Origin of the sequence: Simiaoa sunii (assembly GCF_014337175.1) — a bacterium.
In the GTDB taxonomy this organism is placed as follows: Bacteria; Bacillota; Clostridia; order Lachnospirales; family Lachnospiraceae; genus Acetatifactor; species Acetatifactor intestinalis.
Genome location: NZ_CP060633.1, coordinates 2,144,065 through 2,157,019 on the forward strand (window position 1 = coordinate 2,144,065; position 12,955 = coordinate 2,157,019).

A 12,955-nucleotide genomic window follows, 5' to 3' on the forward strand; every position below is an offset into this window, starting at 1 on the left:
CTATTCTTCTGAAGCTTCTGCTGCTTCCGCAGCCTTCAGCATGATAGCACATTCGATACGTTTTCTCTGCAGCTCACAGCCGATGTCATACGCATCATTGATATTGCCATGGAAATTATAGGAGTTCGCAGCACATCCGCCGCTGCAATAGAACTTGGCAAAACACTTCTTACACTTGTCCTTTGCATAGACATTACAGCATTTGAACTCGTCACGGATATCATCTCTTACCACACCGGTATCCACATTGCCCATGAGGAACTTCTCGTTACCCACGAACTGGTGGCAGGGATATAAGTCTCCCCAGGGAGTAACCGCCAAATATTCAGTGCCGGATCCGCAGCCGGAGAGTCTCTTGGCTACGCAGGGGCCGCCCTGCAGATCGATCATAAAGTGGAAGAAATTGAAAGCCTTGCCCTCTTTCTTACGCTTGATCATTTCTACTGCCAGTTTATCGTATTCTTCCTTTAAGATTGGAATATCCTCTTCTCTGATGGCATAATCATCCGTAGGCTGTGCCACAACGGGCTCCACGGAGATCTGCTTGAATCCCAGATCTGCCAGATGCAGAACGTCCTTGGAGAAATCCAGATTATTGTGTGTAAATGTACCACGCACATAATAGTTCATCTGGTCTCTGCTCTCCGCTACCTTTTGGAACTTGGGAACAATGATGTCATAGCTGCCCTGCCCGCCGCGGAAAGGACGCATCTTATCGTTGATCTCCTTACGTCCATCGATACTCAGCACGATATTACCCATTTCCTTATTCACGAACTCCAGGATCTCATCATTTAATAAGATACCATTGGTAGTCAGGGTAAAACGGAACTTTTTATTGTTGGGTTTCTCTAAGCTTCTGCCGTATTCTACCAGCTGCTTTACCACATCCCAGTTCATCAGGGGTTCGCCGCCGAAGAAATCCACTTCCAGGTTCACGCGGTTGCCGGAATTGGCTACCAGGAAATCCAGTGCCTTTTTTCCGACCTCAAAACTCATCAGCGCTCTTCTGCCGTGGTACTCACCCTCTTCCGCAAAACAATATCTGCAGGCAAGGTTACAGTCATGGGCAATGTGCAGGCACAGTGCCTTGACTACGGTCTGGCGCTTCTTAAAATCAAAAATATAATTCTCGTAAATATCGGGAGCAAACAGCTGTCCTGCCTTCTCAAGCTCCAGAACTTCGTCCACCGCTTCGGTGATTTCTTCCTGGGGATAGGGGATATTCGCAAGATTCAGTACAGCGGCCTTGATGGTGTCCGCATCCTTGATACCTTCTGTCACCAGAGGCTCTACCAGTGGGATCATATCATACACAATATCATCTACGACATGAACGGAACCACTGTTCACATCCATAACGATATTATAGCCGTTGCTCTTATACTGGTGTATCACAGTTTTATTCCTCTTCTTTCTACTTCTTATTGCTTAAAACACATTAACATTAACTATTCGGAACCCCATTCGCAAAATCGTCCTTCGGACTTTCCTTTTGCTCATGTGGTTACTTCGCCGTATTTTGCCAGACGTATCTTCTTACATATGCAAGCATCCGACGAAGAATACGCTGTCAAATTCGGCTCCGAATAGTTAACAGAGAATAAGCAGCGACCTGAATCGCTGCTTACGTTAGTCTCTTCTCAATTTCTTAGATTATTTAATCTTTTCACAACTCTGATTTCCTACTGTGCAGGAAGTCTTACATGCAGACTGGCAGGAAGTCTGGCACTCACCACAGCCGCCCTTTTTCATAGATTCCTTTAAATCTCTGGTTGTTAAAGTCTTAATATGCTTCATTAAAAATAGCCTCCTTATGATTTCAAAGCGCCTATAGACGCCGGCGTGTATATAAATATGCAGACACGCGACTCATTTTTGCTCATTATATCATGTATTTGGCATTTGTAAAAGCTTTTTTTCTCAAAAAACCTTAAAAAAAGCGGTAAAAGTCATTGTTACCTGCTTTTCACCCTAACATTCCACCCAGCGTTCCCCCTGCCACGCACAATATCATGGTAGTCCAGAAGGAATTGCCCAATGCGGTCTCCGGTGTCCTGATCAGCACTGACACCACCGCCAGGATCACAAAATATGCCGCTCCCACGAAAGCTCCCCATAGGAATTTCTGCTTTTCCATTCTCTTTCCTGCAAGGAAGCCCGCTGTAAAAGTAGTGACTACATAGATGGCGGAGATGGCTATCGTCACTATACCTTCCGTCAGATGCAGTTTATACAATAAAAGTGCCAACAGACATAGAAGCAGTAATGTCAGCACATAAGATACCAGCAGGCATTTCGCCAGTGCCAGTACCGGAATTCCTTCTTTTCCTTCTCCTCTTTTTTCCATGTCATCCCTCCTTTTACCTATGTAAAATGTATATTCAAAGCCTTCAGAAAACTTGACAACTATTCCTGTCCTATTGTATATTGTTGCTTAATAACACATAAATAAGGCATAAGCCTGCTATTTTATTTAAGAAGGAGTGAACTTTTTTGGATACCTCTGGTGTCATACAACTGATTTCTATTATTGTTCTTATTTTCCTGTCCGGCTTTTTCTCTTCCGCCGAGACTGCACTGTCCACGGTGAACCGTGTGCGAATGCGTTCTTTGGAGGAGGAAGGCAACAAGCGTGCTGCACGCGTCAATAAAATTCTGGATAATTACAGTAAAATGATCAGTACCATTCTGATCGGTAATAACATTGTAAATCTGACAGCATCTTCCCTTGCAACAACTTTAGCTATGCGCATTAATCTGGCTGTAGGTATCGCAACAGGTATTTTAACTATTGTCGTATTACTCTGCGGCGAGATCGTACCGAAGACCTGGGCGGTTCTGTGTTCTGAAAAGCTGGCACTAACCTACTGTAATATCATATACCTGCTGATGCAGGTACTCACACCGGTTATTATCGTGGTAGACCTGCTCTCCCATGGCATCATGAAGCTGTTACATATTGATCCGAATAAAAAAGCCAGTGCCATGACAGAAAGTGAACTGAAGACCTATGTAGATGTCAGCCACGAGGATGGCGTCATTGAATCCGAAGAGCGAAAGCTGATCTACAATGTGTTTGATTTTTCCGATGCTCATGCCAAGGACATCATGATCCCCAGGATCAATATGGTAACGGTCAGTCTTGATGCTACCTATGATGATGTACTTGCAGTGTTCCGTGATTCCATGTACACACGGCTTCCGGTCTATGAGGATGATAAAGACAATATTATCGGTCTCATCAACATCAAGGACTTTATCCTGACGGAGGATCAGAGTGCTTTCCATGTGGGAAATATCTTAAGAGATGCTTATTATACTTACGAATATAAAAAGATTGCCGATCTGATGTACGAGATGCGGGAAAAGACCACGAATGTCTCTTTCGTATTAAATGAGTACGGTGCTACCGTAGGTATGATCACTTTAGAGGATCTATTAGAAGAAATCGTCGGCGAGATCCGTGATGAATATGACGAAGATGAAGAAGAACTGATCCAGAAGATGTCCGACGACACTTATCTGGTAGAAGGCAGTATGAAACTAGACGATATTAACGATGCTCTCGGTACCGATCTGACCAGTGAAGACTATGATTCCATCGGCGGTCTGATCATCGACTGTCTGGATCGTCTGCCGGAGGACGGTGAGGAAGTCACCCTGGAAAACGGTATTCATCTGAAAGTACAGGGCATCGACCAGAATCGTATTGTAAAGGTATTGATGACGATACCGGAAGTTCCCGAAGAACATGATGCCGGCACCGCCGAGATTTCGGAAGATCACGAATAGCACACGGACAATGCTTTCTTCTTTGTTGATCCATAAGTAAGGAAAGGGAAAATGATGTCACAGGATAAAAATACAGAAAACAAGAAAACAAAAATAAAAATGACTTCCAAACAGATCTTCGCGATTGCAGGAATCGTTGTGCTGGTGCTGTTGTATGTCGTAACACTGTTAGCAGCGATCTTCGACAGTTCCGCCAGCCACGCATTGTTCGCCACCTGCCTGTTAGCCACGGTAGCCATTCCTCTTCTCATTTGGATCTACACCTGGATGTTCGGGAAGCTGACGAACCGCTCCACCTTCGCAGATTTCCATCCGGAGGAGAAGAATAAAGACAAGTAAATTGAAAGTTACGAGCCATGCAAAGTCAAAACGGAAACAGCGATCTGGGAGCTTGCTCACAAGTCGCTGTTTTTGTTTTTGACTTTATACGGCGACAGCCGTCAATGAAATAAATGTGGAGCGCCCTTTGCGACACATTTATGAATTGAGTGCATGGCTCGTAACGTAGGGCTGTCGTAAACCGGACGAACGCCCACGGCGGATGGAACATCACGCCTTGAGGTCGCGTCTCCGGATGTGAATTTTCTACGAAAAGTGATGAGTAGTTCTCGTCATGACAGGGCCGCCTACAGTCGACATCCATGTCGACTGTAGGCTGACGCGGACATCGTGTCCGCTTTCCCCCTGTCTTTCAGCACTTTTCTAGAAAATATCAACATCCTCCGACAAACATCTTCGACATGGCACCGCATGCTCCGGGAGTTCTGCGTTTTGAAATATAAAGTTCCCGTGTTATACCTTCCGGTTTTCACAATTTGGGTATCTGCAATAGAATAAGCTTCCCATACCCTCAAACTTTCCTTAGCGTGGGTATCAGCAACAAAACAAGCTTCTCATACCCACAAGCTTTCCACAGTGTGGGTATCAGCAGCGAAACAAGCTTCTCATACCCATAAACTATTCACGTTGAGGCGGAAGAATGGGTACAGAGAAGCTTGATTCTATCTCCTGTGCCCACGTTGAGGCGGAAGAAGGGTACAGAGAAGTTTGTTCCTGTCACCTGTGCCCACGCTGCGGCGGAAGAAGGGTACAGAGAAGCTTGCCCCTGTCACCTGTGCCCACGCTGCGACGGAAGAAGGGTACAGAGAAGCTTGCCCCTGTCACCTGTGCCCATACTGCGGCGGAAGAAGGGTACAGAGAAGCTTGCCCCTGTCACCTGTGCCCACGCTGCGGCGGAAGAAGGGGCACAGGCGGAGTTTGTCCTGTCTACGACGCCCCTACGTTACGAGCCATGCACCCAATTCATAAATGTGTCGCAAAGGGCGCTCCACATTTATTTCATTGACGGCTGTCGAGTGTGTCCGTTGGACGCACGGTATAAAGTCAAAAACAAAAACAGCGACTTGTGAGCAAGCTCCCAGATCGCTGTTTCTGTTTTGACTTTGCATGGCTCGTAAACTCTCAATTTAGCAGTCCACGCCAAGCTTGCGCAGTTCCTCTTCCGCCTGCTCTTTGGTCAGGAAGTGGATGCCATGGATTCCCTGTTCTTCGGCGGCTTCGACGTTCTTCAAGGTATCATCCAGGAATACGCTCTCTTCTGCCTTCAATCCATAACGTTTCAAAAGCAATTGATAGATCTCCGGTTCCGGCTTGATCAGATGCTCCTTGTAAGACAGGATACCGCCCTCCATCTCCGGCAGGAAATTCAATGCGTCTGCACACTCTACCTCGGCCTTGTGGGAAAAATTAGACAGATAATACACATGGTATCCTTTTGCCTTTAATTCCTGTAGCCAAGGGATTGCATAGGCTCTCGGAGTTACTATTCCGGCAATACTCGTAAACGCCTGATACAGCTCTTGCTCCAGCTGTGGTGCATCTTTTACGAACGCTGCCAGTACCTGTTCATCCGTCCAGGTACCGCGATCATACTCTGCCCATGCCGGATGCATCACGGATGCTTTGGCGATCTTTTGAATCATCTCCGCATCGAATCCTTTGTCTGCCAGAAATCCTTCCCAGCGATAATCAGTCAGTACATTTCCAATATCAAATATTATATTACGTATCATCTTATCCCGTCTCCTATCTGTTTGTACATTCTCTTGCATACACCATCTGCATCATTAATATCGGCCTCTTTATACCGTAGCAGCTGCCGCATCCAGTTCCATGATCTCAAGCAGCTTCTCCGCCGCCGGCGCCATAGGCATTTTCGTATTCCTTACAACACAGAACTGTCTCTTCGGTATCATTTTATTGAACCTGAGTTCAAAAAGCAGACCGGATTCCACATAATCTCTGGCGAAATCCCGCATCACACAGCCCACGCCAAGATTCCTTCTGACAAACTGTACGATCATATCACTGGTGGCCAATTCAAACTCCGGCTGCACATAGACACCGTTGCCCGCAAGGAATTCATCCATATAACTTCTGCTGCTGGTATTTTTCTCCAGAAAAATAAGGGGCAGGCTCTCCAGTTCCTGAAAATCCAGCATTTTATTTTTATACCCGAAAAATCTTCTCCCGGCCACAAACACATCCTCGATCTCCCGCACGGGGATCATCTGAATATCCGGTCTGTCTGGAAAAGGAGTGCTGACGATTCCGAAATCAATCCTTCCCTCTCTTAGAGAATTCAGTGTCTCCGGGGTGGGGGCATTGGATACGATTACTTTAATGCCGGGATACTTCTCATGAAATTTTTCAAGATAGGGAAGCAGATAGAACTGCAGTGTCATATCGCTGGCACCGATCCGGACTTCACCCAGCTCCATATTCTGCATCTGGTGGACCTTCTTCACCCCCAGTTCGATCTGTTCGTATCCTTTTGCCACATAGGAATATAACAATTCTCCCTCACCGGTCAGGCGCACACCTTTTGCCGCCCGGTGGAAAAGCGACACATCCAAAGTGTTTTCCAGCTGCTTGACAGCCTGACTGACCGCCGGCTGTGAAATGGACAGTTCCCCTGCTGCCTTCGTCACACTTCCGCATTTTGCCACATAATAAAATACTTTATATGCCTCCAGGTTATTGATCATAGTGCCTCCCATCAATCCCGCAAACCGCTTTGAGAAAAAAGGGCATAGGCTGCATCTTCTGCCGCGCCATGCCCTTTTCCTGCATTACTATAAATCATAAGCTCACGAATTCGTGCTATCGCACTCTACATCCTGCTTCGCAGGGTATTTCGTATTATACTCTATCATTATTTCTTCAGAGGACTCTCACGATAAATGATATCTTCTCTTCCGGGACCGTTGCTTACCATGGTGATAGGGAAGCCGATCTGCTCCTCAATGAACTCTACATACTTTCTGCAGTTCTCAGGCAGATCCTCGAATTTTCTGATGCCGCGGATATCACAATTCCATCCGGGGAGCTTCTTCAGTACGGGTTTAGCCTTCTCCAGCTTGTAGGTTACAGGGAAATCAGTGGTCACTTCACCATCGATCTCATAGCCTACACATACAGGGATCTCCTCCAGATATCCCAGTGCATCCAGTACGGTAAATGCCACATCGGTAGCGCCCTGCAGACGACAGCCGTACTTGGTAGCTACACAGTCGAACCAGCCCATACGTCTGGGGCGTCCGGTGGTAGCGCCGAACTCACCGCCGTCACCGCCGCGGCGGCGAAGCTCATCTGCCTCGTCACCGAAGATCTCGGATACGAAAGCGCCTGCTCCTACTGCGGAAGAATATGCTTTACTTACGGTAACGATCTGCTTGATCTCATAAGGAGGGATACCTGCACCAATAGCACCGTATGCTGCCAGGGTGGAGGAAGAAGTTACCATAGGGTAGATTCCGTGATCCGGATCCTTCATGGTACCTAACTGACCCTCTAACAGAATGGTCTTGCCTTCCTTCAGTGCCTTATCCAGGAATGCAGATACATCGCATACGAAAGGTGCGATCATGTCACGATACTCATGCAGGGTATTTAACAGTTCTGCGGGATCGATCAGCGGCTTATGATACAGATGCTCTAAGATGACATTCTTCATCTCGCTGACGCGCTGTACCTTTTCCTCTAACAGTTCGTCATCAAATAACTCACTTACCTGGAAACCGATCTTCGCATACTTATCGGAATAAAAAGGTGCAATACCGGACTTGGTGGAACCGAAGGACTTGCCACCCAGTCTCTCTTCCTCATACTGATCAAATAAAATATGATAAGGCATTACCATCTGTGCACGGTCGGATACCAGAATCTTAGGCATGGGAACATTTCTGTCTGTGATAGACTTGATCTCCTTCATAAGGATGGGAATGTTCAATGCCACACCGTTACCGATCACGCTGGTGGTATGATTGTAAAATACACCGGAAGGAAGAGTGTGCAGAGCAAATTTACCATAATTGTTCACGATAGTATGTCCTGCATTTGCGCCGCCCTGAAAACGTACGATAATGTCCGCTTTCTCTGCCATCATATCTGTGATCTTTCCTTTTCCTTCGTCGCCCCAGTTGGCTCCTACAACTGCCTTTACCATGTTTTCCTCCATTCTTTATCACAATTCGTGATAAATCTAACTCAACTCTCTTACTCTTTTGAGAGAACAATGTTTCTCTCACACTGTCTCTTAGTATACAACACTTTGTGATATAAGTAAAATCAATATTTATTATATTTTATATAACCTGTGATTATTGTGCTCCATCCCAGCAATAGGTACAGAGTTTGCCTCTTCCGATCCCCACAGACTCGATCATATCATCCAGTCTCTGGAACTGCAGGGTAGTGAAGTTCAGCTGCCTTCCTATCCTGCCTACCATTTCTTCATACTCCGGCGTATCCGGATCCACATAGTTCTTCAGGTCGATCTGTCTGTCTTCCTGCTCCATCTCCTTGATCACACGGCGGGTGATCAGATCCATCTCGGAGGAGGATCTGGAGAAGTTCAGATACTTACAACCGTATAACAAGGGGGGACATGCCGGACGGATATGTACTTCCTTCGCACCGCTCTGGTATAAAAATTCCGTCGTCTCTCTCAGCTGTGTACCGCGGACAATGGAATCATCAATGAGCAACAGGCTCTGATCCTGGATCAGGTCATGTACCGGAATTAATTTCATCTTGGCGATCAGATTTCTCTGGGTCTGTATCGTCGGCATAAAAGATCTCGGCCAGGTCGGTGTATATTTGATGAACGGACGGGAGAAAGGAATCCCCGAACGGTTCGCATATCCCACTGCATGGGCGGTACCGGAATCCGGCACACCGGCTACGATATCCGGCTTTACATGATCACGCTCCGCGAGCTTCGCGCCACACTGATAACGCATTTTTTCAACACTGATCCCTTCGTAAGAGGAAGAAGGATATCCGTAATATACCCACAAAAAGGTACAGATTTTCATGTCTTTTCCCGGCTGTACCAGCGTCCGCACACCTTCCGGTGTCACCACGGCGATCTCTCCCGGTCCCAGTTCACGTACCGGCTGGTATCCAAGATTCAGATAAGCAAAGCTTTCAAAGGAAACACAATATGCCCCTTCCTTTTTGCCCACGGCCACAGGAGTACGCCCCATCTTATCTCTGGCCGCATAGATTCCCTTCGGTGTCATGATCAGAAGCGTCATGGAACCTTCAATGATCTCCTGGGCGTACTGAATGCCCTCTACCAGGTTATCCTTCTGATTCACGATGGCTGCCACCAACTCCGTGGCGTTGATGTCTCCGCCGCTCATCTCCAGAAAATGGGAATGTCCTTTTGCGAACAGATCCTTTATAATGGCATCAGTATTATTGATCTTGCCAACCGTGGTGATGGCATAAGTTCCGTGATGGGAACGCACCATCAGTGGCTGTGGTTCAAAATCTGAGATACATCCGATACCGAGATTGCCCCGCATTTCATTGACATCCTTGTCGAATTTGGTACGAAACGGCGCATTCTCGATGTTGTGAATGGCTCTGTTATAACCTTCCTCTTTGCTGTAGACTGCCATTCCGGCGCGTCTGGTTCCCAGATGGGAATGATAGTCTGTTCCGAAAAACAGATCAAATACACAGTCTTCTTTTGCTGCGACTCCAAAAAATCCACCCATTTTTATCTATCTCCTGCTCTCTCTGATATTTCTCCGCAACGCAGAAAACCGCCATTGGCTCTCCTGGTCAAATGACGGATTTCTGTGATGATATGATTTCTATTTATACATTGATCTCTGCCTTTACGCCCAGAAGATCTTTGTTGGCTTCCAGAATCGGATGGATCACGTTCTTTAAGAATGCTTCCACCTGTTCCTTAGAACGTCCGATATACTTAGAAGGATCCATGGATGCCTTCAGTTCCTCCAGTCCCATGGGGAATGCAGGATCTGCGGCGATCAGCTCTAACAGATTGTTTTCTTTTCCTTCTACCTTCACGTTGCGGCCCGCCTCCATGGACAGCTCACGGATACGCTCATGCAGCTCCTGACGGTTGCCGCCTAACTTTACAGCATCCATCATAATATTCTCGGTAGCCATGAAGGGCAGCTCGCTCATCATATGCTTCTCGATCACTTTCGGGTATACTACCAGACCGTCCACAACATTCAGGCACAGATCCAGGATGCCGTCGATGGCAAGAAAGCCTTCGGGAATGGACAGTCTCTTATTTGCAGAGTCATCCAGCGTTCTCTCGAACCACTGGGTAGCGGAAGTGATCGCGGGATTCAGTGCGTCCACCATCACATAACGGGACAGAGACGCAATGCGCTCACTTCTCATGGGATTACGCTTATATGCCATTGCGGAGGAACCGATCTGCTTCTTCTCAAACGGCTCTTCCACTTCCTTCAGGTGCTGTAACAGGCGGATATCATTGCTCATCTTGTGTGCGGATGCTGCAATACCTGCCAGTACGTTGGCTACTCTGGTATCCACCTTTCGGGAATAGGTCTGGCCGGATACGGGATAGCACTCCTTGAAGCCCATCTTGGCAGCGATCATGGGATCGATCTTATCGATGGTCTCCTGATCCCCGTTGAACAGTTCCAGGAAGGATGCCTGGGTTCCGGTGGTTCCCTTGGAGCCTAACAGCTTCATGGTACCCAAAACATGATCCAGATCCTCCAGATCCAGAGAGAACTCCTGCAGCCACAAGGTTGCTCTCTTACCTACAGTCGTAGGCTGTGCAGGCTGAAAATGAGTGAATGCCAGGGTAGGCTGTGCCTTATACTTATCTGCGAAGTCAGCCAGCTCCTTCATGACATTGATCAGCTTTTTTCTGACTAACTTCAAAGCCTCTGTCATCACGATAATATCGGTGTTGTCACCCACATAACAGGAAGTTGCACCCAGATGAATGATTCCGGCTGCCTTGGGGCACTGCTGTCCGTATGCATATACATGGCTCATAACATCATGACGTACCAGCTTCTCACGCTCTTTTGCCACATCATAATTAATGTCCTCTGCGTGTGCCTTCAGTTCCTCGATCTGCTCATCTGTGATGACGGGTTTCCCGTCCTGGGACAGTCCCAGCTCTTTCTCCGTCTCTGCCAGTGCGATCCACAGTTTTCTCCATGTACGGAATTTCATATCCGGGGAGAAAATATACTGCATCTCCTTACTGGCGTAGCGTTCGGATAACGGGCTCTGATATCTGTCTGTACCTGTACTCATTTGTCTTGCTCCTCTTATTTTATTCTCTCTGATTTTATTCTCTCTTTGTTTTTATTTTCTACTTGTCGAAGTCCCCGCGGATATCTTCCGCAGGCGGTTCCATAGGGTATTTGCCGGTAAAGCAGCCCTTACAGATACCGAGCTTACCGCCCACCAGTTCTTCCAGTCTCTCGATCTTCAGATAGTCCAGACTGTCTGTACCGATGAGGTCACTGATCTCCTTCACAGAACGGTTATATGCGATCAGCTGGTCTCTCGCCGGAACATCCGTACCGAAATAGCAGGGCCACAGAAAAGGCGGTGAGCTGACTCTCATATGGACCTCCTTCGCTCCTGCCTCCCGCAACATCTTCACGATACGGTCGGAGGTGGTGCCGCGGACAATGGAATCATCGATCATGATGACACGCTTGCCTTCCACGGCTTCCCGGATAGGATTTAACTTGACCTGTACACTGCTCTCTCTGCTCTTCTGCTTCGGCTTGATAAAAGTTCTGCCCACATAGGCATTTTTCACGAATCCCATACCATAAGGGATTCCGGACTGCATGGAATATCCCATGGCAGCGCAGTTGCCGGACTCCGGTACACCGATGACAAGATCCGCATCCACCGGGGAATCCATAGCCAGGAACTTTCCTGCCAGGATACGGGAATCATACACGCTGATCCCATCGATAAAGCTGTCAGGTCTGGCGAAATAAATATACTCAAAAATACATCTTGCGGTATCCGCAGGCTTCAGCACATGGCTGGTGTCGGACTCGATCCCCTTCTCCGGAGATATGGTCACGATCTCACCGGGTAACACATCCCGGACAAATTCAGCTCCTACCGTATCCAGAGCGCAGGTCTCACTGGACAGAAAATAGGTATGGTCTCTCTTACCGATACATAACGGCTTAAAACCATAAGGGTCTCTGGCGCCGATCAGCTTCCTCGGAGACATCACCACCATGGAGTACGCTCCCTTGATCTTCGTCATGGCTCTGCCCACCGCTTCCTCTACGGATTTGGAATTCAGACGCTCTCTGGCAATATGGTATGCAATGACCTCGGAGTCAATGGTGGTCTGGAAGATAGCACCGGTGTACTCTAACTCTCTCCGCAATTCCGGAGCATTGATCAGATTACCGTTATGTGCCAGTCCCAAAGTACCTTTTACATAATTCAGTACCAGAGGCTGTGCATTTTCTCTGGTAGAACCGCCCGCCGTGGAATAGCGGACATGTCCCACACCGATATCCCCCTTTAACTTCTCGAGGTGTTCCGGTGTAAATGCCTCATTGACCAGTCCCATATCCTTGCTGCTTAAGACTTTCCCTTTCGGTCCGTTTGTATCGCTGACGGCGATACCGCAGCTCTCCTGACCTCTGTGCTGCAATGCCAGAAGTCCGTAATAGATCGTAGATGCCACATCGTGTCCGTCAAAGTCGTACACACCGAAGACACCGCATTCTTCCTTTAATTTGTCGTTATTTTCTGTCTGGATATAAATGTTGTCCGTCACTTGTAAGCCTTACCTTTCCTG

The 12,955-nt window shown here is 47.5% G+C and carries 11 protein-coding genes; 2 read left to right on the plus strand and 9 right to left on the minus strand.

Going from position 1 to position 12,955, the window contains the following annotated elements; all coding sequences use genetic code 11:
- From scfB to H9Q77_RS09900, 3 genes are all read right to left on the minus strand, one after another.
- Complete coding sequence (gene scfB, locus H9Q77_RS09890; RefSeq protein WP_118692236.1) at nt 1-1,398, minus strand: thioether cross-link-forming SCIFF peptide maturase; 1,398 nt, start codon at nt 1,396-1,398, stop codon at nt 1-3.
- A gap of 258 nt (nt 1,399-1,656) precedes the next feature.
- On the minus strand, nt 1,657-1,800 hold the full coding sequence (gene scfA / locus H9Q77_RS09895; RefSeq protein ID WP_022154192.1) for a six-cysteine ranthipeptide SCIFF: 144 nt from the start codon (nt 1,798-1,800) through the stop codon (nt 1,657-1,659).
- A gap of 169 nt (nt 1,801-1,969) precedes the next feature.
- On the minus strand, nt 1,970-2,350 hold the full coding sequence (locus H9Q77_RS09900; RefSeq protein ID WP_118546013.1) for a TIGR04086 family membrane protein: 381 nt from the start codon (nt 2,348-2,350) through the stop codon (nt 1,970-1,972).
- Nucleotides 2,351-2,496: 146 nt separating this feature from the next.
- On the opposite strand from H9Q77_RS09900, the gene H9Q77_RS09905 reads away from it, so the two are divergent.
- Nucleotides 2,497-3,795 (plus strand): HlyC/CorC family transporter, encoded by a 1,299-nt coding sequence (locus H9Q77_RS09905; RefSeq protein ID WP_118546011.1) that lies wholly within the window; start codon nt 2,497-2,499, stop codon nt 3,793-3,795.
- Between the two features lie 51 nt (nt 3,796-3,846).
- Complete coding sequence (locus tag H9Q77_RS09910) at nt 3,847-4,134, plus strand: hypothetical protein (protein ID WP_118546009.1); 288 nt, start codon at nt 3,847-3,849, stop codon at nt 4,132-4,134.
- A gap of 1,127 nt (nt 4,135-5,261) precedes the next feature.
- Here the strand turns inward: H9Q77_RS09910 and H9Q77_RS09915 are convergent.
- The 6 genes from H9Q77_RS09915 to purF all read right to left on the minus strand — a co-directional run bounded on the left by H9Q77_RS09915 (nt 5,262) and on the right by purF (nt 12,934).
- Nucleotides 5,262-5,867, minus strand: a complete 606-nt coding sequence (locus H9Q77_RS09915) for an HAD family hydrolase (protein ID WP_118546712.1) — start codon at nt 5,865-5,867, stop codon at nt 5,262-5,264.
- Between the two features lie 69 nt (nt 5,868-5,936).
- Nucleotides 5,937-6,842, minus strand: coding sequence for a LysR family transcriptional regulator (locus H9Q77_RS09920; RefSeq protein ID WP_118546711.1), 906 nt, complete (start codon nt 6,840-6,842; stop codon nt 5,937-5,939).
- A 167-nt stretch (nt 6,843-7,009) separates the two neighbouring features.
- Nucleotides 7,010-8,302: an adenylosuccinate synthase gene (locus tag H9Q77_RS09925; RefSeq protein WP_249325369.1), complete on the minus strand. Its 1,293-nt coding sequence runs from the start codon at nt 8,300-8,302 to the stop codon at nt 7,010-7,012.
- 154 nt (nt 8,303-8,456) lie between these two features.
- The gene (locus H9Q77_RS09930; protein ID WP_249325371.1) at nt 8,457-9,863 is read right to left on the minus strand and encodes an amidophosphoribosyltransferase; all 1,407 of its coding nucleotides are present in this window, start codon (nt 9,861-9,863) and stop codon (nt 8,457-8,459) included.
- 103 nt (nt 9,864-9,966) lie between these two features.
- Nucleotides 9,967-11,424, minus strand: a complete 1,458-nt coding sequence (gene purB / locus H9Q77_RS09935) for an adenylosuccinate lyase (RefSeq protein ID WP_249325373.1) — start codon at nt 11,422-11,424, stop codon at nt 9,967-9,969.
- A 58-nt stretch (nt 11,425-11,482) separates the two neighbouring features.
- Complete coding sequence (purF, locus tag H9Q77_RS09940; protein ID WP_249325375.1) at nt 11,483-12,934, minus strand: amidophosphoribosyltransferase; 1,452 nt, start codon at nt 12,932-12,934, stop codon at nt 11,483-11,485.
- Nucleotides 12,935-12,955 lie beyond the last annotated feature (21 nt).